23 protein-coding genes are annotated in these 26,457 nt (G+C 36.3%); 14 read left to right on the top strand and 9 right to left on the bottom strand.

Going from position 1 to position 26,457, the window contains the following annotated elements; all coding sequences use genetic code 11:
• Window positions 1–84: 84 nt before the first annotated feature.
• The 3 genes from ACFYKX_RS04930 to ACFYKX_RS04940 all read right to left on the bottom strand — a co-directional run bounded on the left by ACFYKX_RS04930 (window position 85) and on the right by ACFYKX_RS04940 (window position 4,254).
• Window positions 85–603 carry a DoxX family protein gene (locus ACFYKX_RS04930; protein ID WP_389358613.1) on the bottom strand — a complete coding sequence of 173 codons (519 nt, stop codon included), beginning with the start codon at window positions 601–603 and terminating at the stop codon, window positions 85–87.
• Between the two features lie 361 nt (window positions 604–964).
• Entirely contained in the window at window positions 965–2,923 is a 1,959-nt protein-coding gene (locus tag ACFYKX_RS04935) for an LTA synthase family protein (RefSeq protein ID WP_389358615.1), read from the bottom strand.
• A 494-nt stretch (window positions 2,924–3,417) separates the two neighbouring features.
• Window positions 3,418–4,254, bottom strand: coding sequence for a pentapeptide repeat-containing protein (locus ACFYKX_RS04940; protein WP_389358617.1), 837 nt, complete (start codon window positions 4,252–4,254; stop codon window positions 3,418–3,420).
• Between the two features lie 235 nt (window positions 4,255–4,489).
• Here ACFYKX_RS04940 and ACFYKX_RS04945 point away from each other — a divergent pair, with 235 nt between their 5' ends.
• The 6 genes from ACFYKX_RS04945 (at window position 4,490) to ACFYKX_RS04970 (ending at window position 10,455) form a co-directional block, all read left to right on the top strand.
• Window positions 4,490–4,873, top strand: coding sequence for a GtrA family protein (locus ACFYKX_RS04945; RefSeq protein WP_389358619.1), 384 nt, complete (start codon window positions 4,490–4,492; stop codon window positions 4,871–4,873).
• 245 nt (window positions 4,874–5,118) lie between these two features.
• Window positions 5,119–5,649, top strand: coding sequence for an RNA polymerase sigma factor (locus tag ACFYKX_RS04950; protein WP_389358621.1), 531 nt, complete (start codon window positions 5,119–5,121; stop codon window positions 5,647–5,649).
• On the top strand, window positions 5,642–7,009 hold the full coding sequence (locus ACFYKX_RS04955) for a DUF4179 domain-containing protein (protein WP_389358623.1): 1,368 nt from the start codon (window positions 5,642–5,644) through the stop codon (window positions 7,007–7,009). The genes ACFYKX_RS04950 and ACFYKX_RS04955 overlap by 8 nt, the downstream gene beginning before the upstream one ends.
• Before the next feature lie 639 nt (window positions 7,010–7,648).
• Window positions 7,649–7,819: a sporulation histidine kinase inhibitor Sda gene (gene sda / locus ACFYKX_RS04960; RefSeq protein ID WP_389358625.1), complete on the top strand. Its 171-nt coding sequence runs from the start codon at window positions 7,649–7,651 to the stop codon at window positions 7,817–7,819.
• A gap of 162 nt (window positions 7,820–7,981) precedes the next feature.
• Window positions 7,982–8,689: a LytR/AlgR family response regulator transcription factor gene (locus ACFYKX_RS04965; protein WP_389358627.1), complete on the top strand. Its 708-nt coding sequence runs from the start codon at window positions 7,982–7,984 to the stop codon at window positions 8,687–8,689.
• 83 nt (window positions 8,690–8,772) lie between these two features.
• The gene (locus ACFYKX_RS04970; RefSeq protein WP_389358629.1) at window positions 8,773–10,455 is read left to right on the top strand and encodes an ATP-binding protein; all 1,683 of its coding nucleotides are present in this window, start codon (window positions 8,773–8,775) and stop codon (window positions 10,453–10,455) included.
• A gap of 201 nt (window positions 10,456–10,656) precedes the next feature.
• Here the strand turns inward: ACFYKX_RS04970 and ACFYKX_RS04975 are convergent, their stop codons facing one another.
• The 3 genes from ACFYKX_RS04975 to ACFYKX_RS04985 all read right to left on the bottom strand — a co-directional run bounded on the left by ACFYKX_RS04975 (window position 10,657) and on the right by ACFYKX_RS04985 (window position 13,003).
• Window positions 10,657–10,854, bottom strand: a complete 198-nt coding sequence (locus tag ACFYKX_RS04975; protein WP_389358631.1) for a DUF6199 family natural product biosynthesis protein — start codon at window positions 10,852–10,854, stop codon at window positions 10,657–10,659.
• A gap of 351 nt (window positions 10,855–11,205) precedes the next feature.
• Entirely contained in the window at window positions 11,206–11,985 is a 780-nt protein-coding gene (locus ACFYKX_RS04980) for a Cof-type HAD-IIB family hydrolase (RefSeq protein WP_389358633.1), read from the bottom strand.
• 58 nt (window positions 11,986–12,043) lie between these two features.
• The gene (locus tag ACFYKX_RS04985; RefSeq protein WP_389358635.1) at window positions 12,044–13,003 is read right to left on the bottom strand and encodes a LacI family DNA-binding transcriptional regulator; all 960 of its coding nucleotides are present in this window, start codon (window positions 13,001–13,003) and stop codon (window positions 12,044–12,046) included.
• Window positions 13,004–13,218: 215 nt separating this feature from the next.
• Here ACFYKX_RS04985 and ACFYKX_RS04990 point away from each other — a divergent pair, with 215 nt between their 5' ends.
• Together ACFYKX_RS04990 and ACFYKX_RS04995 are read left to right on the top strand one after the other, a co-directional pair.
• On the top strand, window positions 13,219–15,084 hold the full coding sequence (locus ACFYKX_RS04990) for a serine hydrolase domain-containing protein (RefSeq protein ID WP_389358637.1): 1,866 nt from the start codon (window positions 13,219–13,221) through the stop codon (window positions 15,082–15,084).
• A gap of 218 nt (window positions 15,085–15,302) precedes the next feature.
• Entirely contained in the window at window positions 15,303–16,559 is a 1,257-nt protein-coding gene (locus ACFYKX_RS04995; protein WP_389358639.1) for a SulP family inorganic anion transporter, read from the top strand.
• A 48-nt stretch (window positions 16,560–16,607) separates the two neighbouring features.
• On the opposite strand, the gene ACFYKX_RS05000 is transcribed toward ACFYKX_RS04995, so the two are convergent.
• Window positions 16,608–18,050: a 6-phospho-beta-glucosidase gene (locus ACFYKX_RS05000; protein WP_389358641.1), complete on the bottom strand. Its 1,443-nt coding sequence runs from the start codon at window positions 18,048–18,050 to the stop codon at window positions 16,608–16,610.
• Window positions 18,051–18,537: 487 nt separating this feature from the next.
• Here ACFYKX_RS05000 and ACFYKX_RS05005 point away from each other — a divergent pair, with 487 nt between their 5' ends.
• The 5 genes from ACFYKX_RS05005 to ACFYKX_RS05025 all read left to right on the top strand — a co-directional run bounded on the left by ACFYKX_RS05005 (window position 18,538) and on the right by ACFYKX_RS05025 (window position 23,498).
• On the top strand, window positions 18,538–19,056 hold the full coding sequence (locus ACFYKX_RS05005) for a DMT family transporter (protein ID WP_389358643.1): 519 nt from the start codon (window positions 18,538–18,540) through the stop codon (window positions 19,054–19,056).
• An 83-nt stretch (window positions 19,057–19,139) separates the two neighbouring features.
• A complete protein-coding gene (locus tag ACFYKX_RS05010) occupies window positions 19,140–19,643 on the top strand; it encodes a DMT family transporter (RefSeq protein WP_389358644.1) in 504 nt (167 codons plus the stop codon).
• Between the two features lie 206 nt (window positions 19,644–19,849).
• Window positions 19,850–20,758 (top strand): nuclease-related domain-containing protein, encoded by a 909-nt coding sequence (locus ACFYKX_RS05015; RefSeq protein WP_389358646.1) that lies wholly within the window; start codon window positions 19,850–19,852, stop codon window positions 20,756–20,758.
• Window positions 20,759–22,655: 1,897 nt separating this feature from the next.
• Entirely contained in the window at window positions 22,656–22,997 is a 342-nt protein-coding gene (locus ACFYKX_RS05020) for a hypothetical protein (RefSeq protein ID WP_389358648.1), read from the top strand.
• Window positions 22,998–23,015: 18 nt separating this feature from the next.
• Window positions 23,016–23,498 (top strand): tetratricopeptide repeat protein, encoded by a 483-nt coding sequence (locus ACFYKX_RS05025; protein ID WP_389358650.1) that lies wholly within the window; start codon window positions 23,016–23,018, stop codon window positions 23,496–23,498.
• A gap of 49 nt (window positions 23,499–23,547) precedes the next feature.
• Here the strand turns inward: ACFYKX_RS05025 and ACFYKX_RS05030 are convergent, their stop codons facing one another.
• Window positions 23,548–24,489: a DMT family transporter gene (locus tag ACFYKX_RS05030; RefSeq protein WP_389358652.1), complete on the bottom strand. Its 942-nt coding sequence runs from the start codon at window positions 24,487–24,489 to the stop codon at window positions 23,548–23,550.
• Window positions 24,490–24,726: 237 nt separating this feature from the next.
• Between ACFYKX_RS05030 and ACFYKX_RS05035 the strand changes: the two genes are divergently transcribed.
• Window positions 24,727–25,341 (top strand): PH domain-containing protein, encoded by a 615-nt coding sequence (locus tag ACFYKX_RS05035; protein ID WP_389358654.1) that lies wholly within the window; start codon window positions 24,727–24,729, stop codon window positions 25,339–25,341.
• 128 nt (window positions 25,342–25,469) lie between these two features.
• Here the strand turns inward: ACFYKX_RS05035 and ACFYKX_RS05040 are convergent, their stop codons facing one another.
• A complete protein-coding gene (locus ACFYKX_RS05040) occupies window positions 25,470–26,363 on the bottom strand; it encodes a GNAT family N-acetyltransferase (protein ID WP_389358656.1) in 894 nt (297 codons plus the stop codon).
• Between the last annotated feature and the right edge of the window lie 94 nt (window positions 26,364–26,457).

Here is a 26,457-nt window from a genome sequence, read left to right on the forward strand (position 1 = left end):
ACAAAATTAAAAACCCTACAACGCAATGTCCTGAATCTACACTCGTCGTAGGGTATTTATTTGATAAGTTGTATTGTACATCTGTTAAACTGATTTTGATCCAATCTTGATTTCTTTACCTTCTTTTTTCATGATTTTACGTACGAAAGGAATGACCCAGCGATCTAAACCATAGTATCCGGCATTTATACCAGCAGCTAAGATAATGAAGCCTAAGAAAATGTCAGTTGGGTTGTGCGATACAGTTCCTGCTAAGAAGAAAGAGAAGTTCATCACTAAACCAAAGAATGCAGCTGCAGTAGTTAAGCACCCTAGAATTAATCCAAGACCTACTAAGAATTCACCCCAAGGAACTAAGAAGTTAAATAAGCCAACATTCGGGATTGCAACTCCCTCTAGAAACGATACGTACCAACCATATACCATGTTGCCATCTGGACCTTTTACTGGATTAGCTACCGCGTTACCAAGATAACCTGAAGCATCAAATCCACCTGTAATTTTGCCCCATCCTGCTGTCATCCAAGCATAACCTAGATATAAACGAATGACTGTTAGAATACCTGCCGCAATCTTGTTTTCTCTTAAAAATTTGTTAAACATAAAGCATTCCGCCTTTCAAAAATTCGAATGTGTAAACGAATTTTACAAAACGAATGGTTTTTAAGAAAAATTGATAATGGCTTTTTACTCTAGTACTTGAAATTCTTCATTCGCTTTTATTTAAGTATCTCGTCTACAGTTAAAATATATATCATTGATAGGTAGAATAAAATAGATATGTGAAGTTGTTCACATATTGTTAAAAGCTTTATTACAGAATATTGAACAAGTGAAAAGTGGTCGAACATGTGTAACCATTTATTTTAACCACGTTCCGTTCGACCTGTGTTGCGTTTAAGTATCCTGCTAAACACATCCATGAGAAAACCTCACCTATAAGGTGAGGTTTAAGAGTTTACATTTATTTATTTTTTTCGTTCAGTTCAACATTTTCAGTATTCTCTTTATTATAGTTATACTTTGTACGGTCCACTGGCGTGAAGTTTTTAGGAGTGTGGAAACGTAATAGATCTCCATTTACGACCTTATCAGAAAGTCTTAACTTTTGATTTGAACTATCTTGTAACCTTTTTGCCTCAGTTAAATGTGTTTCATCATCCAATGGCAATCCTGTTTTGGAATCATAGAAAATGCCCCCAATAGAAGAAATTGTTGGACTCATAAAATCACCGTTTCTGAATGGTACTAGGTCATCGTGCTTCTCAGATAATAAATCAGTTCCAAAGTGCAGATAATCCTTCGTATCCACTCCTAAGAGATGTAGAAGTGTAGGTAATAGATCAATCTGTCCACCATACTCATTCATCACCTTGCCTTCCATACCTGGCACCCGGATCAATAATGGTACTCTCTGTAAGCCAGCACTTTCAAATGGAGTTACTTCCTTACCAATTACCTGCTCCATATCTTTATTATGATTTTCTGAAATTCCATAATGGTCACCATACATAATAAGAATAGAGTTATCATATAGACCAGACTCTTTTAAGGAGTTAATAAATTGTTCTAATGCTTCGTCTGCATAACGAGCTGTTTGGAAGTAGTTATCAACTGTTTTATTCCCTGTTGTATGTCGATCAATGGTCGCTTCATCTTGATCAATAGTAAACGGAAAATGGTGTGTTACCGTAATAAAGTTTGCATAAAACGGTTGAGGAAGGCTCTCTAATATCGGCATGGATTGCTCGAAAAATGGCTTGTCCATTAACCCATAATCAGCTAAATCATCTTCATTAAATTCATAAGACTTTTCATCAAAGAAATGATTATAGCCGAATGATTTATAAATTTCATTTCGGTTCCAAAAGCTACCTGTATTTCCGTGGAATACTGCAGATGTATATCCTTTTTGTCCCAGAATTGCAGGAGCTGCCTGATAGGTATTTAAACCTTTCACTGTAAAAGCTGCACCTTGAGGTAACCCATATAACGAGTTTCCTACCATAAATTCTGCGTCAGCTGTCTTCCCTTGTGCAGTTTGATGGAAGAAATTATTGAAATAATGGGTATTCTCTTCATTAACCATAGAGTTTAAAAATGGTGTTACTTCTTCTCCGTGCAGTTCGTAATCAATTAAGAAGTTCTGAATGGACTCCATGTGAACATAAATGACATTCATTCCTTTACCAGCACCGAAATACGCTGGATTTGGTTCTGCATAATTAGATTTTGTATAGTTAATTACTTCTGTCAAATCGTTACTATCTGCTAAAGCACTTTGAGCTTTAGCTTTTGTGCTTAACACTGCATCATAAATTGTGTAATTGTACATCCCTAAATATTTTACAATATAGTTACGGTCAAATCCCCTTGTTAACAATTGAGGTCGATCTGCCTCAGCTATAGCTAAATTTAAAAAGGAAATTCCTAGACCTAAAGAGAAAACTGCTGCTACTAAACGGTTTGATATCTTATTCGTTTCCATTTTAATAATCTTAAATGAAATTAAGGCAATTAAGATGACAGTATCCACGAAAAATAAAATGTCAAAAGGTTTAAATAAAGTAAAGACACTCCCGCTTACATCACCAAGATTTTGTGTTTGGGTTAAAGTTGGTAACGTAATAAAATCATTAAAGAAACGGTAATAAAGTACATTTGCGTATACTAAAAGTGATAACAAGAAATCAAGTAAGATAAGCATCACATATTTCTTTTTCCCCTTAAAAAATAGGGCAAATCCTAAAAATAATATAGTTGATCCCAATGGGTTTAAGAAAAGTAGAAACTCTTGAATTGAATTATCTATTCCTAAATCGAATTGTGTTAATTGAACAATATATGTTTTTGCCCATAGCAACAAAATTGCGATTAAGAAAAAAGCAAAATATCTATTAGAAATGGAGATTCTTTTATTCATATTGTACACCTTCTCTCTAACTAACTTAGTTTAGCGATACGCTAAAAAAAGTATATATTTGTGTTTTTACATATAGTTATTAGACGAAACTATACGAAAATAGTTTCAACCATTTTTTGTTAGTAAACAACAGGAATAATGATCAACCCTCATTCAACATAAGCAAAGATGTTTTTATAACACTTTTTTATCTTAAGAAAAAGCACGTGTTTCACGCGCTTTAGGTATTTACCTGAACCTTTCAGGTCAACTTGATTGAATTTTTAAATATAAACGACCTTGAACTCTCATCAAAGTCGAGCCGCCTTGAATAGATGAAATATATCACATCGGCATATGATTAGGAAATAACAAGTAAGCGCTTGTTTATTAGGATTCCTTCGTTTTTCTATAAATATCTCCTTAATACTATAAACATCGCAAAAAGCGCTGTTTACCATAAATAAAAATATTCAAAAAAATCTGTGTACCGTATATATGCGGTACACAGGTTGTTATAGCCAATGAGCAGGCACTTTTATTGATGATGGCAGTATGGTATGACTGTTTCCATTGGCTGAATTGATTTGAGCTTGTGTAAGAAAGAAACTTCCGCTTAAATTTGCTCCACTTAAATCCGCATCTCTCAAGTCTGCTCCAATAAAATCAGATGTTCTTAGGTCTGCTTCCCGTAAGTCAGCAGCAATCAGGAATGCTCCTCTAAAATTACTACCTTTAAGATTCGCTCTCCTTAATTTCGCACCAACTAGATCGCTAACTCTCATTTTCTTAGGTTGATTATCTTTTTTAACCTTCGATCTAACCAGTTCACTTGTTTGTAGGAGCAAATCACTTACTATGAACCGGTGGCTTGGTACATCAAGCTCTAAGAGAGACTGTGGACTTAGTTGAGTTAGCTGTTCTGTTTTTTCCAATGCTTTTACCAAATCATTGTGAATGGCACGAGCATCCTCCATCTTAAGTGCCTCAGTAAGATAACAAAGCATCTCGTGAAGCTGCTGCATGATTGGAAAGACATTAAACATTTCATTCGCTATATCAGGGTTCTTTCGCCAATCCTTCCCTTTATACGTGACCTGGGATATCTTCTGACCTGCCCCAAAACACTCATAAACTGTACAACCCCGAAAGCCATTTTCTCTTAAGTTTGAGTGGATGCTACAGCGGTAATCAGACTGTAGATTTTTGCAAGGTGATCCACTATCTTTATTAAAAGCAAAATCAGCTGACTTTGCATATGGTAACGCTACACAACAAAGACCAAAACAATTTACACAATCGGCTTGTAGTTCACCACGATTTTGGCCGATTTCTACTAGTTCTCCAGACAAAGTTGACACTTCCCCTTAATTCTATTATGTTTTTCTACTACATGAGATTACTTGGATATAATACCATATGAAGTGGTCTTCAGGAAGAATTTGTAACGCACGAGGTAGAACATTATTTTTTAGCCACTCCCTTATAAAAATGTGGAAAAACCACTCTAATTCGCTTACTATCTAGTTTAACGACTGTTGAATATAACTATCTATTCCAAGTAAATGATAAATGAGAGGCATGATTATGCAGTTAACTTTGGTAAATAAGTTCCTAAGATACAGTATGGTTGGAGTCATTTGTACTACTATATATTTTCTGTCCATGTTCATATGCGTTGAAATAGTATCTATAAAACCAGTGCCAAGTTCGGCAATCTCGTTTATCGTTATGACGATTTTCTCCTACCTTTTAAACAAAAGATACACCTTTGGTGGGGTGTACTCACATTCGCAATTTGTAAAGTTTTCAACGGTCGCTGCTCTTGGCTTTGCATTAAACGTCGGAATTATGTATCTAATCGTATCCGTCCTATCTTTTCACTATTTTCTAGGGGAACTAATTACAGTTCTCGTTATCCCACTTATTAATTTTCTTTTAAATCTTTACTGGACCTTTAGCAATGAATAGATAATGTCTTAAATTATGGCTGAGAAGAATGTTCTCTTAGCCATTTTTTATTATATTTATATTCTCCCTTATGAAATTCCTCTATCTAATCCTATTGGATCTCCCTCTTTTTTACAAAAAGCACCTTGAAAACGATATGATAGATATGACAAAAATTACATACATAGTAAAAAAATAAAATTCACGTGAACCGATTAATCATAAATCCTCTCTAATAATTGAAAAACCAAAAGGAGGTGGCGTACATGAATGCAGAAGCACTGGTGTTACGGGCACAACAGGGAAACAAAGAAGCTTTTGTACAATTAATAAAAGAGATGGAATCATCCTTATATAAAGTCTCAAAAGCAATCCTCTTAACAGATTCAGAATGCTTAGATGCTGTACAAGAAACGATATTGATTGCCTATACTTCTATCCATCAATTAAGAGAACCAAAGTTCTTTAAAACATGGATTACTCGAATTCTAATCAATGAATGCAATAAACTCCGAAAAAATCAAACAAAAATCATCAAAATGGAGGGCATCCATGAGCCGTCCGTTGTGGAACAACGTGATTCTATCATTGATTTACAAGCAGCGATTGAATTATTAGATACGGACCTTAGAACCATCATTACTCTCTATTATTATGAAGATCTATCTGTCAAAGAAATTGGGACGGTTTTAGATATTGCCGAAGGTACGGTTAAGTCTCGGCTAAATAGGGCAAGAACAAAGCTTTATAACTTATTAGATTCCGATTATGAAGAAGGGAAGATGATATATGAGTAAAAAAGTTGAAGAACAACTGAAATCGTGGGGAAAACAAGAAGAGGTAGTTCCAGAATTTTTCACAAAAGGAGTTGACCATACATTAGACAACCTACCCGTTCTACGCTCCCCTTCTGAAATAACAAATAAGAGAAAGAATAAAAAAGTCGCTAAAGTGATAGTGAGTACTGCTGCTGCGATAACCATTGGTGTGGTTGGTTCAGGCTTCGTTTCACCAGCAATGGCAAATGTGTTAAAAGAGGTTCCTTTATTAGGTTCTATTTTTGGTGGATCATCGGACCCTACCATCCAAATAGTTGAAGAAAAAGGGTTAGCATCAAAGTTCAATGAAACCATCACGAACAATGGAGTGTCATTCACCATAAATGAAGCGTATTATGGTGGCGGTCGTTTAATCATTGGATATACGGTTAATACCGATAAAGTTCAATTAAAAACTTTTGAAAAATCAAAGAGTGTTCCCCTTCACTTTGAAGCAAAGCTAGATGGTGAACGCTTTACGTTTGGAGCCGATTTTGAACAAATCGCTGAAAATGGCGTAGCAAATGGAATCATTGATATGAAAGTAGGCCTAAAAACAAAGCTATCTAAGGACCCTACTCTTCAATTAAATGTTTATGAGATTAGTGGAGTAAATGGCTCTTGGAACTTTAAACTACCCGTTACCAATAAAGACGCAAATGCTGCAACCGTCACCTATTCCCCAATGGTGACAACCCAATGGGAGGATGCTACTTTCGTTTTTGAAAAGGCAGAATTTACACCAGCAAGCTCACAGATTATTATTGATCGGACCGTTCCAAAAGACGCAATGCTACACTATCACTTTGCCTTTTTTGATGAAAGCGGCAATATGATTCCATTTGAAGGAGGATCAGGCAGCACGGTCATTGATCAAGGAAATGGCATGATTAACTTTAAAGATACGATTATTCTTGAGGGACGTGAGAACGCTCCGAAGGGATTAACGGTTGAGATATTCAATAATCACGGTGAAGTGTATGAAGCTTCCAATACGGAAGAAATAAAAATTCCATTAACCAACACAGAATTCCCTTACACGATATCCTATCCTCATAATGGGGAGTTAGTCATCACCAACTTCGAACAGTTAGAGGATAAAACCATAGTTTATTATGATATTAAAGGAAGTCTTGGCTTACAGAATACATTCTTAATGCTTGAAGATAGTAAAGGAGAAAGATTTACTCCGGAATCTAACGGTATCCGTACAAATCAAGACCAACTATCCTTCAAAAGAGAATTTTCAAAAACAACTGGTCCTATTACACTAACGGCAACTGTTGACAAAATGAGTAATGTGGATAAAAAAGTCATTGAAATTGATTTCGATAAATAAAAGAAAAGCTGTGTATCCGTATTTTCGACGGGTACACGGCTTTTTCTAGTGTAGATATCTTATTTTCGAATGTTAGTATCAAATTAGTTATTAAGCATTTTTCCTTATTTAGCTGAGCTATATTATAAATAAGTTGTTTATGACATTTTTTATCAGTATACCTGTATAGAACTTTATAATTTTTTTTGCATATCGCCTTAATGATAAGACATATATTAGTTCGATTATAGCCCACCGCAAGCTAATCTAATTCTTGAAGGACGATTTTCCCCCCCTGTGCTCCCCCTAAATTGTATTTGCCCTTCCCCCTTTCATCTCCTATCACCTTACCATCTTTATCTTCAAAGTTAATGATCTCCTATTTTGCTCAAGTCCTTTTTACATTATTACAATCATTGATTTGCCACTTCGATTGATTTCGTTTTTGCTAATACTTATGAACCACTTGCAGAAAATGTTGGATATGATCAAAAAATGTAACAAAAAGCTAGAATGCCGTTTTAGTTATCTGAAATCATAAAAACCTAAGTCGACATCCATGTTTTCTTGATTCCTAATGGTTGTATAGAAGCATCCGAGGTGTTTCTAAACATCGAAATTGGGAATATAATTCAGAAATGTACCACAAAGGAGGCTTTTATGATGCTCAAACTAAGTGATACAAGGTTATTAAAGGCATACAATACTGCCATGTATTTAGACCTGGATGAAGACTTTATTAAAATGCTAGAAGAGGAAATTAAGCGTAGAAAATCAATTAAAAGAATAATAAAAGAGCAAAGAATGGATAAGATTAACAACGATATATAAATTACATAAAATTACCATTTTTGAAACTTATTGTTACATTCCGTTTTCAAATGAACGAATTGAGTATTAATGATACAATGTTAACAATATATCCAACTTGCATTTATGAAAAATGTCTAATCCTTCTCTTTTTAAAGTTCTTTGAAAACGGGGGTATTTGACTTGGGTCCGAAAATAAAGCTAATCATAGCTGAGGATAACTTGGATGCTCAAGAAATTATGATTCGATTTATTCATCCTCTTAAAGATTTTGAAGTAATTGGTGTGGCTGAAAATGGTGAAAATTTAGTAGAGTTAGTTGCCAATAAGAAGCCCCATTTAATTATTGCTGATATTAACATGCCTAAATTAAATGGAATTGATGCTATCTCAGCATGTATCAAAATACAACCTGAGTTGAGAGTTATTTTCACGACAGCCTACCCTGAATATGCGGTAGATGCATTTGATTTAAATGCCATCGACTATGTGGTAAAGCCAATAAAGAAAGAACGTCTATATGTCGCTTTAGAAAAAGTTAAAAAGCTGATATTAAGTTCTTACATCAAAAGAAGTATATTAACAATTAAGATGGACAGGGTTTCTTATTTTATTCATTTATCTAGCATTATATGTATAGAAAAGGCCAATCGAAAAACGATTATTCACACTATAGACCAAACTTACGAAACAAACGAATCGCTAGAAAGCATCTCTGAGAAACTAGCTGATCAATTCTTTCGCTCACATCGGTCATTTATCGTAAATCTAGATTATATCTCTCACATTACTCTAGAGGGAGATTCATATTTTGCTCATTTTAGAAACTACCCTCATTACGCACATGTTTCTAAACTGAGAGTAAATGACCTACTGGAATCAATTTCATAAGACTCTTTCTGCTCTAAATTTCCCTTAATAGGATATTTAGAGTTTTTTTACACAAAAGAATTGTTTGGAGGAGTTCGAAGCTAATGAATGGACTTGAGAATAATACATCAGGAATGAAGCAGCATCTATATAAGGCATTGTCAGGTCTAAATAATGCCCATATCGTGTACATGTATAACGAATATGAACAGTATGTTGAAAATGCACTTACGTTTATTTCAGAAGGGTTAGACCGAGGTGAAAAAATTATTCTTGCAGAAAGTAAAGAATTTTTCGGAACTATTTTCAATAAACTATTAAATAAAGGTTATTCTAAGGAAGATCTAAGATCCATCATTACGTTAAGTAATATTGACGTATATAAATCACAGAGAGAATTTAAAGCAGAATATTCTCTAAATCAACTTATGAAGTCACTTAAACCACTTATAGATAAAAATATGCCCACCCGAACCTGGGGCGAAGTATTGTTTCATCCTTCGGAAATATCCGAATTACGAATCTATGAAAGCGAATGTGATAAATTTATTAGTGGTAAAAACTTAATATCTGTCTGTACCTATAACGCTTTGACTACCCCTTCTTTTATCCAGAATGAATTACTAAAAATTCATGAATATGTCATGGTCGATAATCAAATTGTTTATTCTCCTTTTTATAATAAAAGATACTTGAAGGATATTTCACATTTAGAAAGAGAAAGATTGAAAAGACTAGAAATTGAAAATTCTTTGTTAAAGGAGAAAAATGAAAAATTATTGATTGATACTGCTCGTCAAAAAGATCGTGAGAATTATCTCCAGCTTGCAAAAGTAAATGCAGAAAAAGCAAATGATGCAAAGAACTTATTTTTATCTCAAATGAGTCATGATTTGCGAACTCCACTGAATACGATTCAAGGATACTCACAAATCATCCTAATGGATGAGTATGACCAGGAACTCCAAAAGAAAATTAATAAAATTTTTCAAGCATCTGAAGATTTATTAAAGCTCATTGAGCAGATATTGGACTTTAATGTTATGACCAATGGGGAAGTAAACATCGAAAAAGAAAAAGTTCACTTAAAACCCTTTCTAGAAAATTGTATTAGCTCCATTTTAGAACTAAACCATACAAATATTAGTATTCAATTAGAGGGTATTGAAAATCATGTCTATATTGAAGTAGATCCATTGCGCTTTAAACAAATCATAATGAACCTTTTAAATAATGCAATCAAATATAATACTCTAAACGGAAAAATTAAAGTTTATTGTAATTACACTGAATCAAATGAAGATATAAAGATAAATATAGAAGACACGGGTGTCGGAATTAGCAATAATGAGCAAGAATTAATTTTTGAACCTTTCTATCGCTCTAAAAGTAGTACGAAAGGGACTGGTTTAGGATTAGCAATTGTCGCACAGTTAACTAAAAGAATGGGCGGGAATTACGGAGTAAGTTCTCAAGAAGGTGTTGGATCGACCTTTTGGGTTTCCTTTAAAAGAGTAGAACATTCAGACCTTAACGCTAAAGAAATTCTAGAAAACCCTAATAAAAAGGTATCTTTCCTCAATTCTCCGATAAAAGTGCTATATATTGAAGACAATCACGATAATATTGATGTCATGACTTCCATGTTTAATATAATCACAAATATTGATTTACGTTGTGCACTGACTGGTGAAACTGGAATTAGGGAAGCATTTGACTTTTGCCCAGATCTCATTTTATTGGACTTAAGTCTACCAGATATAAATATTAAGGATGTTAAAGTTTAACCCGGTCACTAAAGATATTCCTGTGGTAGTAGTTAGTGCAGATGCTCTAGAATCGACCATCAAAAAAGCTTTACTAGAAGGCTGTCTGGCTTATTTGACTAAACCTATTAACATTGAAGAATTAAGGACTATAATTGATTCCCTTGTAATTAAATCCGTTCTCGTTTAAGGAGAACGGATTTTTTTCATTAATGAAAGTTATTAAAAAAAAGTTACAACAACCGTACTTATTCCCACCAGCATAAACATCACTCCACCAAAGCGTGTTGACCATATATAGAGGTTAGATGGTTCCGTTCCGTCAGCTGATTTCCAGCTTTCTGTCAGTAACCAAAGCAGTGAAGGTTTTATGATTAATAGAACACCAAAAGCCGTTAGAAAAATCCCCGTAGCAAGCACATTACTCCCCCTTACATCCATCTTTTTCTTTATATACGTAATGGATAAGAACAAAGTTTCAGCCGTAGATTCAAATTTACAATAACATTGCATTATCAATTAGTCTTGAAATTTTCCACTTCTATAAAAGCAGCAATTGTATGTTTTGATTTCTCGAAAGTCATAAATACCTCTTAGGAAAGTGTGGCAATTAAATTATTTGCTTTTTATCATAGTATCAATCGGATCCTAGCTCATACTTATAAAGATGGATATGTCGATAAATGAAGGGATGCTAATTTTAACTAGCACCCCTTTTGTTTTAAACCATATAAAGCTCATGCTGCGGCGCTTTTTACCCATAGTTAAGAGTTACAACAATCCCACCATTTTAAGACCATGGAGAATGCCGTCTTCATCCACTGATTTTGTAATATATTTCGCAACCTCTTTAATCTCTTCCTCTGCATTCCCCATTGCCACACTATTCTTCACTGTTTGGAGCATCTCCCTGTCATTAAGCCCATCTCCAAAAGCAAAAATACTGTCTTCAGAAAAACCTAGTTTTTCTACCACTTTCTGAATCCCTTTGGCTTTGGACCCTCCTTTTGGAAGGACATCGACTGCAACTGGATGCCATCTTATAAAATCAAAAGCATCATATTGTTGCGCATATTGTCTCTCCTCCCCTTCCGTACAAAATAAAAGGGTCTGATACAAATCCCGACCTTTATAATAATGCGGATCAATGGAAGGAAACATGTCAATCTTCAACGTACCAATACTTTCTGTAATATATTCATGTTCTTGCACATTAGCTCGCATATCCTCATGATCCATAAAAACAACCGGATGATCATTTTCAAGGGCCTCGGCGGTTAATTTCTCAAGTGAATGAATATTTAATGGGTTCGTGTATAACTCGCTTCCATTCAGCACAACATACTGACCGTTATAGCTAATGTATGTATCAATCTCTAGCTCTTTCCTTAGTTGTTCAAACATAAAGGGGGCTCTTCCAGTAGCTATGGCTACCTCATGACCTAGCTCCTTTAATTTAAACACAGCATCCTTTGTTGAGTTTGGTAATTCTTTATCGTGATTTAGTAAAGTTCCGTCGATATCAAAAAAGATTACACTTCGATTCGTCATGATGGTTCCAACTTTCTTATTTGATGTTTAATGCTGAAATTTAGCTTAATCGTTTATGTTAAGCTGTTCCTCTTTCTATTAGTTTGATCATTACTTCGTTATTTGTTCTTTCCTTACTCACAGCTTGCAGGAAAAGGCTTTTCCCCATATCTTCGAGAGGAATATGGATCGTTGTGATATTCATCAGTTTAGCAATTGGCTCATTATCAAAACCGATGATGGCCAGTTCATCCGGAATAGCTATATGGTTGTTGTGACAATAGGTAACAATTCCAGCAGCTACTTGATCACTAGTAACTAATAATGCTTCAGGTGGTTCTACCATTCCTCTAATTTTTTTCATTACTTTTTCACCATCCTCAAAATAGAGGCAGTCATCGATAATATATTCCGCAGTGTAGGATAAGTTATGTTTATTCATGAAATCCCTATATGCACATTCTCTAGCAAGGCTATTTGATCCCGTTTTTCTGCCAATGCAATATCCAATTTTTTCATATCCTTTTGAAAATAAGAACTCCAATGCCTCTAGAAAGGTTTTGTAATGGTCAACGTAGGTTGAAGAGACGTGCCTTTCAGTCATATTTTCGCAGACAACGATTTTTCCAAACGATAGGTGCTCCTCTATTGTCTTCCAATCGGAAGCTCTTGAGCAAATAATGACTGAATCAATCTGCTTTTGTTTTAACATTTCTAAGGCTTCCATTTCTCTTTGTTCCAGGTAATCTGTCTGGAATAAAACCAACTTGTAATTGTTTTTCAATGCTTCATTCGCAATCCCCTTTAACAGTAGAGAGAAATAAGGGTGATCCGAATAAGGAAGAACGACACCAATCATAAGGGTTTTCCCCTTACTAAGATGGACAGCATTGATATTTTTATTATAGTTTGTATCTTTAATTGCTTTTAAAACAGCCATTCTTTTTTCTTCGCTGACATAAGGATGATTATTTAGCACACGAGAAACCGTCGTGACAGATACCCTAGCTATTTTTGCTAAATCTTTAATATTTGTCATAGATCCTCACCCTTAGCTTTAACTATGTTTCAAACCAAAAAAATCCTGCATTCTTAGTTAGCTATCCACTAAAACTATAATGTATGAAACCCGTTTCATGTCAAGCAAGATGATACATGATTGAAAGTAATCAGAAGTAATGACCACCTTCACTACTCCAGTATGACTTAAACCTTCTAAGATATAAGCAGAAGGAACCTTTAGGAGGATATGAAATGTTTAAGAAATTAGTTTTAAGCATATTGTTCTTTACGCAGTTTTTGGCCTTTGTGAAACCAACTTCTGCAGCAGAACCTGATAGATTTACAGAAGAGAATATCGAGAGTTTCGTTGAAAAACATTTTTCCAAAGAGCGGCTGAAGCAATTAAATATGACTAGCGCTGGCTTCGCTTTTGTAAAAGGTGATGAAGTTATTTACAGTCATGCATTTGGTTATGAAAATTTAGAAGAAAAGACTCCAGCAACCGTTGAGGAAACAAAATTTAGAATTGGTTCTATTAGCAAACTTTTTGTTGGAACAGCTGCTATGATGCTTGTCGATCAAGGAAAACTAGATTTGCATAAAGACATTAATGAATATTTAACTGAATTTGAGGTTCCAACCGCTTTTAATAAACCAATCACGCTTCATCATCTATTAACCCATACAGGTGGATTTGACGAAGATTTAAACGGGTTTTCAGAAGAAAGTTATAAGGATGTGCTGGACCTTTCCGTTTATCTAAAAGAAGAAATGCCCTCGATGGTTCGTGAACCTGGTATGGCTATTCAATATAGTAATTATGGGATTTCCCTAGCTGCTTATATAGTAGAACTCGTGTCCGGATTGCCTTATGAAACGTTCGTAGAAGAACATATCTTTAATAAAGTTGGGATGAACAATAGTCTTGTAAAAGTAGATGATGTTCCAAATATTGCTCAAGAGTACTCGTATAAGAATGAATCGTTCGTAAAACTTCCCCTTTATGGAGAGAATGTCTTTCCGGCAGCAGATGTCATGGCAACGGTAGATGACATGACTAAATTTCTAATTGCTCACAAAAATGAGGCTAGAAATAGTGCAAATGTATTTTTTAACACCGACGAGAAGGTTATGTATGAAACTCAATTTGCCCCTCATGAAAAAGTTGAAGGATATGCCTACACCTTTCACGAAAAGCTAGTTGGAGAACATCGCTTTTTAGAACATGCTGGAGATATGGCAGAATCGCATAGTTATATGGCCTTTAGTCCGCAAGATGATATTGGATTCTATTATGTCCATGTTGGAACAAATGCCGAAATGAACATTCTCCAAGATTTTTACGATACGTTCTATCCGATTTCAACAGAAACAACCAAAGCAATAAATGCAGAAAATGCTAGTGAAGACTTTTCAAAATTTGAAGGTTCATATTTGTTAAACAGACACGCAAGAGAAGAATTTACAAAGTTTCAATTATTGTTATTGCCGACTGTGGATGTAGCGGTCAAAGATGATAAGCTCCTGGTTTCGTTGGGTAACGCCCCCGCTGAGTTCACATATGTTGAAAACAACTTATTTAAAAATAGTAAAGAAGAGTATATTTATTTTGAAGAACATGAAAATGGAGAAATTAAGAATATCGTCTATGAAGGTGCGTTTTTTGATAAAGCTCCTTGGTACCATGTTTCCACTGACAATATATATATTCTGATCATACTCTTAAGTTTATTTCTGATTTTTTCCGTTGTTCTATTAGCGAAATGCGTCTTATCTAGATTTATTCGTAAGGGTACAAAACTAACACTAATTGATATCCTATCATTAGGAATCGCATCTCTGCATGTATGGTTTGTTGTTGGTTTCGCTTATGTACTAACAAGCATCAGTAATTTATGGGTATTAACGTACTCAGTACCTGTTTTATTGAAGATTAGTTTCATTCTTCCGGTTGTGGCTTTTCTTCTGTCCCTACTTCTTCTCGGTACTTGGGCCGTTTATTGGAAAAAAGGTAGGCTTACTACTTTATCTAAAGTAACAACCCCTATTCTTCTTTTTGCTAGTTTTATCTTTCTATTCATTTTGCAATACTATAAATTGATTGGAATGCCTTATTAATCAAACTATATCTCTATAGAAAAAGAACAGAGTCCTCCACCACAAATTGGTACCTTGTTCTTTTTTTGATTTTGTGCACCTACTAATATCTAACCGCTTTTAATTTTCAAAATAAAATCCCCTACTTTTCCTCATAGCCTTGTTGTAATAAACAAGAGTCATATAATCCAATAATTTAAATATACAAAGTATAGAGGATGTTCATAGGGGGGTTCTTATTGATCTATAAGCTTATGCCAGGATTAAGGTTTTTACTCAACTATCAGCGCTCTTTTCTATCTGGGGATATTACAGCTGGAATTACGGTTGCCATTCTATTTATTCCACAATGCATCGCATACTCCATTATCGCTGGTGCACCTCCTATATATGGACTTTACGCTGCAACTTTACCGCTTTTGGTATATGTTCTATTTGGATCTTCTAGATTTCTCTCGGTTGGTCCTGTGTCAATTGTAGGACTTCTTGCATTTTCTGGTATTTCTTCTATAGTCGAGCCTGAGTCGTCTCAATTTTTGGGACTAGTTGTACTTCTAGGAGTTGTGGTTGGAGGTATTCAGTTCGCCTTGGGCTGCATTCACTTTGGAAAGATAGTAGACTTCATTCCATCTGCGTTAATCAGTGGATTTACATCTGCGGTTGCATTAATTATTGCTTTTAATCAACTTAAACATCTATTCGGGGTTAAATTAACTCCCTATAAGGAAGTAGTTAGTTTTTTCACAGATTTATCTTTGAAACTATCTCAAGTTAATCCCTACACCTTGTTGATTGGGATCGCCAGTATGATTCTTTTAATTGTAGTAAAAAAGTTCAAACCCATTTTACCTGGATCATTCATCGTTGTCGTGCTTGGTACATTTATTGTTGCGTGGACAGATTTATATCGAAAGGATGTTTCGATTGTAGGAACGATTCCGGGAGGACTACCAGAGTTAACGATTCCCTCCATTCATATGGATACAATCATGTTGCTACTTCCAATTGCCTTTGGAATTGCCGTTATCTCGTTCCTTGAATCCTACGCAGTTGCAAAAGCATTGGCAGATAAAAATGGAGATTCACTTCAAGCCAATCAAGAACTAAGAGGAATTGGACTAGCTAATATAGCCAGTTCATTTGTGGGGGCTATACCTGTAGCAGGTGCTTTTTCTAGAACAGCAGTAAATTATCAATCTGGAGCAAAAACAAATCTTTCATCCATTATTACTGTTTTAATCATCTTAATTACGTTACTTTTTTTTACCCCATTGTTCTATTTTTTACCAAAGTCAGCACTTGCAGCCATCATTATCGTTTCTGTCATTGGTTTGGTTGATGTAAAAAGAGCCAAGTACTTAATGAAACACCCGCAAACAGATACAGTTATTTTTATGGTAACTTTCCTGGCAACGTTGTTCATTGGTGTTCTTTATGGGCTGGTAGGTGGAATTATCCTTTCCATCCTATTCGTATTGGCTAAGAAATCTTTATAAACGAATGAAAAAGATGATCCCTGATGGAGGAATCATCTTTTTCATTACTTAAAGCTCTTCACCGTTTGTTGCAATCACATTTCTATACCAATCAAACGATTTCTTCTTACTTCTATTCAGTGTTCCAGAGCCATCGTTGTTTTTATCAACATGGATAAAACCGTAACGCTTTTTCATTTCTCCAGTGGTGAATGATACTAGGTCAATACAGCCCCATGCTGTGTAACCCATTAGATCAACCCCATCGATTTCGACTGCTTTTTTCATCTCTTTAATGTGAGATGCTAGGTAGTCGATTCGATAGTCATCATTGATGCTTCCATCTTCCTCTACTACATCCACCGCACCAAAACCGTTTTCAACGATAAAAAGCGGTAGCTCGTATCTTTCAAATAATGTAACGAGAGAGTATCTTAAGCCAACAGGATCGATTTGCCATCCCCAATCACTTGCTTTTACATACGGATTCTTGACAGAGTATTGTGATCCTCCGTCCATTGATTCGCTTGTGTCTGTTTTAGCGTCCGCTTTAACTGCATTTGACATGTAGTAACTGAATCCAATATAGTCAACTTTTCCTTCTGCTAGAATCTTCTCGTCTCCGGGTTGCATGTCTATTTTAATCCCTTTACGCTCCCAAGCCTTAAGTGCGTAGTTTGGATAATAGCCTCTTACATGGACGTCAGGGAAAAAGAATCGATCATGCATCGATTCTGCTGCAATCATAATATCATCCGGATCACAAGAATATGGATAAAATGGAACAAATGACACCATACAACCAATTTGGAAATTAGGGTTAATTTCTTTTCCTTTTTTTACAACAAGTGCACTTGCTACTAGTTCATGATGCGCAACTTGATATAATGCTTGCTCTTTATTTTCAAACTTTGAGAATCTCACTCCTGAACATGTCCATCCAAAGATATCACTAGACGTATTTGTCTGGTTATTAATTTCATTAAACGTCATCCAGTATTTAACCTTGTTCTTATATCGTTCCATTACTGTAACCCCGTAACGGACAAAGAAATCAACCACTTTTCGATTCATCCAGCCACCATATTCTTTTACAAGATGATAAGGCATTTCGAAGTGACTCAATGTGATAACAGGTTCAATTCCATGCTTTAATAGCTCATCAAACATATCATCGTAAAATTGAAGGCCTTCCTCGTTTGGCTCTAGTTCATCTCCTTTAGGGAAGATTCTCGTCCACGCAATGCTTGTACGAAAGCACTTAAAACCCATTTCGCCAAACATAGCAATATCTTCTTTGTAACGAGAATAGAAATCGATGGCTTCATGATTTGGATAGTTTTCTCCTTCAACAACACCATCTGTAATTCTACGCAAAGTCCCATGTCCACCTGCTGTTAACACATCTACAATGCTCGGACCCTTGCCACCTTTATTCCAACCACCTTCAAGCTGGTGAGCTGCTACTGCTCCACCCCAAAGAAAGTTTTCCGGGAAACTAGTTTTCGTCATAATCAATAACCTCCGATGTTTATAAGTTAAGGCTCTTTTCGTAAACTTTGTTGCTATTTAAGGACTTTAGACTGTTCTTAAACGGATTAGGGTGCGGTTTTCTTTATTTTAGGAAGAAAAGATGCCACGAAGTAGCATAGAATCCGTGTTGGAGACCATATACAAATAGCAACAATCTATGCGAAAACAGCCTAAGTAAAAGAACGCTATACGTTAAAATCTAGTAACTTATACCATCATCTTAAAATGAAAAGGCTTTATTTTAAAGAAAATGAATTTCCGTTATGCAAAGGAAATGGTTATTTTATCGACATCACTTATAACTAGTTTCCTCTTCCAACGGAAAAAAAATATGTATAGTTATACTCTCTTTTTCATTAAGATTTAAGTGCGATATGTTGTAAGGGTTTACTTTTTAAAAAGAATTTCTATAGTGGAACACAAAGTTAAGTTTATTTGGGGTATATCTACAGGGAGGTTTTTGCATATGTATACGATGTTTTTGTTATTCGCTCTTACTGCGGGTTTAGCAATTGGAATTCATGGGGTTATCAATAGTTCGGGGGCAAAAGCGATTGGTCTTCCCACCATGCTCGCATTCTTTTCCATCATCCAAGCTATTCCAGCATTCATATTTCTTTTAATAAAACAGCCATCATTAGGACTTGTAGTCGCATTTACGGAGGGATGGGGATGGTTTGTCGCTTCCGGTTTAATTGGTGCCACAATTGTAACCGTCGTCACTCTATCTATTTCAAAAATTGGTGCACTTACATCCTTTGTATTAGTCGTGTTAGGACAAATCATTGCTTCAGCTGTTGCTGACCATTTTGGATTTATGGGGATCGAAGTAAAACCAATGAACCTTCTAAAATTACTAAGTATTTTCATTATTTTAGGGGGAGTAGTTTTACTACTAAAAGGAGGTTCGACAAACCAAAAGGTCAAAACTCCTAACGTCGATCCAAACCAACTAATTAAAACAACATCACAAAAGATTTCTTAAACTTTAGTTAGAGCTTGGTAGATCCAGCTTGTCGAACTAATTCTAGAACAACGAAATTTTTGTTAAAAAAGGAGTGTTTACGTGTGTATTTCCTATACTTACTATTCGCATTAGTAGGTGGTATCATGATCAGCATTCAAGGAGTTATCAATAGCTCTGGATCGAATGTAATTGGACTTCCTGCCATGCTTGCTTTCTTTTCAATTGCACAGGCACTACCAGCATTAATCTTCATTTTAATTAAACGACCTTCTCTTGGAATAAAGGGAGCACTAAATAAAGGTTGGAAGTGGATTGTGGTGTCCGGTCTAGTAGGTACCACCATCGTAACCGTCATGACTCTCTCCATCTCAGAAATTGGCGCACTAAATGCTTTCGTTTTAGTCGTATTAGGACAAATCATTGCATCCGCAATTGCTGACCACTTCGGTTTCTTAGGAATCGAAAAGCAACCACTAAACGTCACAAAAGTGGTAAGTATCCTAATTATCTTTGTGGGAGTTGCACTATTGGTTATTTCGGATTCAATCGGCGATTCTGCATCGGCTGTTCAGGTTATGCAGCCTCTGCTTGAAGTTATATTGTAGAAGGATTATAAAAGGTCCGGGCTTATGGAGGTTATCAAGCTTCGGGCCTTTTTTGTTTTGTTCGTTCTGCCCAGAACAATATTGTATCCGCGTCGCACTATTTATCGAGCCATATTCCAAATGTTAACAGAACATTCATATCTCTTTTGACAATATTTTGTAACTTTTATATAGAATAGGCTTAGAGAATAGAAAGGATGTGGCTTATGATACTAAAAGAAAGAATTGAATCAGAAGAATTATTGGTTTGGAGGCAGTTAAACAAGCGGTTGAACTTACCTGACAAGGAAAGGCAGCACTATATGAATCTTGAGAAAGGCTATAGAGGCGAAGCTGACTTTGACCTTTTACTAAAAAGTCTTGAAGAAGAAAAGTATATTATCAATGACCTGCTACTTGAGGTAAATAACTCTTATTTCCAGATCGACTCAATCATCATTTCACAAGGAGTGGTCTACCTTATCGATATAAAAAATTTTCAAGGTGACTATTACTTTGATTCTAATAGGCTCTATACGCTATCTACCTCTAAGGAAATCAAAAACCCTGTTGATCAATTAAAGAGAAGTACCACTCTTTTTCACCAACTGCTCCATACCCAAAAGCTAAATTATCTTGTCGAGGCCTACGTTATCTTTATAAATCCGGAATTCACCTTATATCAAACCCCAAAGGAAAGCCCCATCATATTTCCCTCCCAACTAGAGCGATTTTTGAAAAAGCTAAACAAAACTACTTCCAAGCTAAACGATTCCCACAAGAGGCTAGCTCAAACCCTACTCTCCCTCCATCAAACCAAGAATCCATTCTCACTACAACCAAAATACACATACGACCAGTTACAAAAAGGGATATACTGTAACGGTTGCAACAGCTTTACGTTGAACATCAAATATAAGAACTTTGTTTGTGGTCAATGTGGGGCTCAGGAAAAAATTGAATTAGCTATTTTACGAAGCATAGAGGAGTTTAAGCTTTTATTTCCTGAGAGGAAGATTACTACGCGGAACATCTATGAATGGTGTCAGGTAGAGCTTCATAAAAGAACAATTGCCCGAGTGCTTAAGAAGTATTTTAAGGTACAAGGAAGCACTAGTGATACTCATTATATTTAGATATATTTTATAAAACAGAGGTGGATGTGTCTGAGGTTGCTCTGGCGAATTGGAGTTGCTCCTGTCAGATGGTGTATTGACTTCTGACTCTAACTCACTTTTTGAGGCTGCTTCTGTCAGAAGGTGATCTGACTTCTGACTCTAACACAGCTTTTGTAGTTTCTCCTGTCAGAAGGTGAACTGACTTCTGACTCTACCTCACTTTTTGAGGCTGCTGCTGTCAGAAGGTGCACTGACTTCTGACTCTACCTCACTTTTTGAGGCTGCTGCTGTCAGAAGGTGCACTGACTTCTGACTCTACCACTCTTTTTGTAGTTGCTGCTGTCAGAAGGTGAACCGACTTCTGACTCTACCTCACTTTTTGGAGCTCCTCCTGTCAGAAGGTGCACCGACTTCTGACTCTACCTCTCTTTTTGAGGCTGCTGCTGTCAGAAGGTGAACTGACTTCTGACTCTACCTCTCTTTTTGTAGTTGCTGCTGTCAGAAGGTGAACTGACTTCTGACTCTACCACTCTTTTTGTAGTTGCTGCTGTCAGAAGGTGAACTGACTTCTGACTCTATCTCACTTTTGGGAGCTCCTCCTGTCAGAAGGTGCACCGACTTCTGACTCTACCTCACTTTTTGGAGCTCCTCCTATCAGAAGGTGAACTGACTTCTGACTCTACCACTCTTTTTGGAGCCTCTCCTGTCAGAAGGTGAACTGACTTCTGACTCTACCTCACTTTTTGGAGCTCCTCCTGTCAGAAGGTGCACCGACTTCTGACTCTATCTCACTTTTGAAAGCTCCTCCTGTCAAAAGGTGAACCGACTTCTGACTCTACCTCACTTTTTGAAGCTCCTCCTGTCAGAAGGTGAACCGACTTCTGACTCTATCTCACTTTTTGAAGCTCCTCCTGTCAGAAGGTGAACCGACTTCTGACTCTACCTCACTTTTTGGAGCTTCTCCTGTCAGAAGGTGCACCGACTTCTGACTCTACCACACTTTTTGGAGCTTCTCCTGTCAGAAGGCGAACCGACTTCTGACTCTACCTCACTTTTTGAGGCTGCTTCTGTCAGAAGGTGTACTGACTTCTGACTCTACCACACTTTTTATAGTTGCTCCTGTCAGAAGGTGAACCGACTTCTGACTCTATCTCACTTTTGAAAGCTCCTCCTGTCAAAAGGTGAACCGACTTCTGACTCTACCTCACTTTTTGAACCTCCTCCTGTCAGAAGGTGCACCGACTTCTGACTCTACCTCACTTTTTGGAGCTTCTCCTGTCAGAAGGTGCACCGACTTCTGACTCTATCTCACTTTTTGAACCTCCTCCTGTCAGAAGGTGCACCGACTTCTGACTCTATCTCACTTTTGGGAGCTCCTCCTGTCAGAAGGTGCACCGACTTCTGACTCTACCTCACTTTTTGGAGCTTCTCCTGTCAGAAGGTGCACCGACTTCTGACTCTACCACACTTTTTATAGCTCCTCCTGTCAGAAGGTGAACCGACTTCTGACTCTACCTCACTTTTTGGAGCTCCTCCTGTCAGTAGGTGAACCGACTTCTGACTCTATCTCACTCTTTGAAGCTCCTCCTGTCAGAAGGTGAACTGACTTCTGACTCTACCACACTTTTTGGAGCTTCCCCCTGTCATAAGGAGAACCAGCTTCTAACTCTACCACACTTTTTGGAGCTTCTCCTGTCAGAAGGTAAGCCAGCTTCTTACAAACCCACACTTTTTCTATTTGCTCCTGTCAAAACTTGAACCGAGTTCAAGACCCTACCCACTCCTTTTGCAGCTCAAACCTTCTCCCAAACTCCCCCCAGCCAACCTCACATCAAAAAATCCCCCCCCCCCAATTACCAAACCCCACAATTTCTGCTATTGTAAAGTTATCCCAACTCAAAAAGGAGCAATCCAAATGGAACTAGAGTTTGGCCATACAACCATCCATTTCCCTCCGTTTATTTTTTCGCTCATCGCGATTTCTATTTTTTATTTTTTGTACAAATGGAGTAAAGAGTTAGAAGATCGTAAGTATACTATTTTTCTATACTTCTTAATAAGTACATACATTGCCCCACTATATTCTCGCTCAACGGAAAACGGTGATTTTGAGTTATGGTTTCCATTAGGTTTCACAGTGGTCATCCTTTACCTTTTAAGACATAAGAAGTATCATTCAGCTAAGATGAAGGCTAGCTTATTGGGGGTTGCCGTCGCTATTTACAGGCTCATTAAAGAATATAGTCAACTCTTATAATGATGGAGGTTCTTGCTCATGGAAGAATTAGAAAAAGCTATTGAATTAAGAAATAGTGGAAATTTAAAGGAGTCCAATCAGTTACTGCTGAATCTAGTTAAGAAATACCCTGATGACGCCGTTATTAATTATCAATGTGCGTGGAGTTATGATGCATTAGGGGAAGAGTCGAATGCAGTACCTTACTATGTTAAAGCAATTAATCTCGGACTTTCCGGGAAAGATTTAGAGGGAGCATACTTAGGTTTAGGTAGCACCTATCGAACACTCGGGGAATACCAAAAATCGAAAGAAACTTTTTCAAAAGGTATTCAGGTGTTTCCAGATAACAAGGCGCTCCAAGTGTTTTTTTCAATGACCTTATATAACTTAAAAGAGCATAATCAAGCCATGGAGTTATTGCTTAACTGCTTAATTGAGACGACTTCTGATGAAAACATCTTGAATTACGAGCGGGCGATTTCTTTTTATTCTGATAAGCTGGATAAAGTTTGGAAATAAGCGAACTCACCACCTCCGAGTCCCTAACAAACATAGGGACTCCTCCCATTTACGAAAATATTTTTTTACCAAGACGTGCCCCCCGCCCTTTATAAAAGTTCGTACCAAGGACACCAATAATGATCATCACCGAGCCAATAATATGAAAAAGATAAATCGATTCTCCTAAGAAGACAGCACCAGCAAAAATCGAAATGACTGTCGATAAATTTGAAAAGATACTCATTTTAGAAGCAGATAATTTTGATAAAGCATAGTTAGATAAGAACGATGTTAGCATCGTCGCGAAGATTCCGAGAAACACGACTGCGCCTAAAAAGTCGAGTTGAGCAACAAGTGCCATATACTCTACTACATTTCCTTCTATTTGTATCAGTGCAGCAATATTAAAAAAGATAACACCGAAAGTCACCATCACGTATGATAACTGAAATGGTGTAAAGCTAACAGATAGATACCTTGCTAACACAGCATACCCTGCAATGGAAACACATGATATAAATAAAAATATGATTCCCATCCAATGCTCCGGAGATAAAGAGATCGAAACACCGCTCATGACAAAAATGTAAACGACCCCGAATATTGATAAAAAGATAAACAAATATTGGATCCAGTTAATTTTTTCTTTTAAAAATAAGGATGCAAATAAAGCAGTTAATGCTGGTGAAAATGCAAGAATAATCCCACCCTCTGCTGAAGTGGTATAGTTGAGCCCTAAAGCCTGAAAGCTGAAAAAGAGAGTCGGATAAAACAAGGCAAGAATACCTAATGAGAGTATTTGTTTCTTCTCTCTAAGGTTGATTTTCATTTTCTTTGTCTTAAAAAATGCCATATACAACGTTAGACATAACCAAGCTACAAAAAATCGATAACCGAGTGTATCAATGGGGCTTGTCGCCTCTAATGCAATTTTTGTAAATAACAGAGATAGTCCAACAATGGTAGCATTCAGTAATGCGGCCAAATAGATTCTTCCTGGTGTGGCCATCTTCATTCACTTCCTTAAGTATTTCAATCTATAACCCTATTTTATCAGTCAGCCTTCACTTGAAGCCACCTATATTAGGTTGAGTCAATCTCATTCTTTAGGATGACAAATTCAAACAGTAACAGCTCTAATCCGCTGTCCTCTTTTCACGATAATTGACTATAAATCTACATATCTTTGAATACTATTATATGGTAAAATTTTGAATGTTAGTAACAATCTTAAGGAGATGATTGCATGTTCAAGAAACTTGCTTCAGAAGCATTAGGGTTAAGTGATATTGGTAGTGTTATTCAGCCGCAGGATTTTGATAAAGTCGATGCAGACGATTATGTCATGCATGAAGATGGAGAAAAAATATACTTCCTTATTAAATCTAAGACAGATGAGTATTGCTTTACGAATAAAGCTCTAATTCATGTAGACGGTACTAGTGCAGTTAGTAAAAAAAGAACTCTACGCCGATTTTCATATAGCGCGAATAAAATTAGAAATGTTGAGCTTGAAACAGCAGGAACAGTTGATTTAGATGTGGAAATCAAATTTAAAATGGGTGACGAGGTTTATTCCATTGATGTACATAAGAAATACATCGAAGAAATAAAAGATTTATATAAAGCATTACTAGCAATCTCAGAAATTACAAAAGAAAATGAGTACATGTTAAACTTCGCTCAGCAAAGTTTAAATGTTGCATCCACCACGCTTGGGCGTGTAGCTAGCAAAGAAACGAACTTAGTAGAAGACTTCAGCCAACTAAACGAAGCGGCTTTTAACTGGCTTATGGAAACAAGTAAAAAATATAATGTAAAAGATTATGGATACGTGTTTGAAAAGTATATTAATAATTAATTTAAAGTAGCCATGAACCTTTGGGAGCATGGCTTTTTTGGTGGGGTTTGGTCTTTGTAAAATTGATGAAATTCAATTTATGCTTCCAAAATCGGTTAATTCCATCTTTAGCCTAACCGCATTGGACTTTAAGCTTGTGATGTCAGGGGGTGTTTAAAATATCTTGGTAATTCAGTATGGTCACCTAATTTCACGAATAACACTTCGTTGTTTCCCTTATAAACTTCCTTTTCAATAGGCAAGTCATCCTCCACTACAGTAAAATGAAAAATCACTTTTTGAACCTCATGAGTACCTATTTTTTCAAGCACTCTACGAATACTTACATCCTCTTTAGCTATAATGTCGTAAATATGTAACTCCTTTGAATCGGTTACCTGGTAGATAGCGATGATTTCTTCTTTTTCAAGGTAATAAATTTCGTTCGAAAAGACGTTTAAACAGTAGAATAATAGCAACTCCTCTGTGTCAGTAGTGCCAAATATGTTTGAAGTTGACTTTCTACCTTTCGCAAATTCGTATATGAATTGCAAGTCCAAATCGTTCTCACCATTAAGTTTCCGAATTCCATGCCCGTCCCCTGTTTTAGGAATCTCCTCATCCACATAAAAGATTGTCTCTTCCACAGTATGGAAACCAAACTTAGGATAAAACTCGAGCACGCTTTGATTCGCAAATAAATACATGACATCATACAAACCCTCATACTCGTCTAAAATATGATCCATTAGTTTTCGAGAAAGCCCGTTGTTTCGATAATCTTTGTGGGTCATGACCGTACCAATTTGGATTCCCCGTTTTTTCTTGCCATCCACCATTAAACCAATGAGATTAACGGAAACATTTGCAATGACTTTATCTCCATCTACAAATGAATATGGAATATATTTACTCGTCCAATATCCTTTTTCCAACCATCTTGTAAAATCAATGGCAAATGTGTCTTTTGCTAATTGGATAAAGCTTTCACTCAACACTTTATCGTCCTGATAGCCTTTAACAAACGTAAAATGACTACTCATTCTCTTCCCTCCCTTTCATTAGGTTTGTTTCCTTCACCATTTAAACTCATCTATTCAATTGTTGTCAATTAAATGTAAAAAAGGAGAAAAGTAT

The organism is Cytobacillus spartinae (assembly GCF_042865285.1).
Taxonomy (GTDB): Bacteria; Bacillota; Bacilli; order Bacillales; family Cytobacillaceae; genus Robertmurraya_A; species Robertmurraya_A spartinae.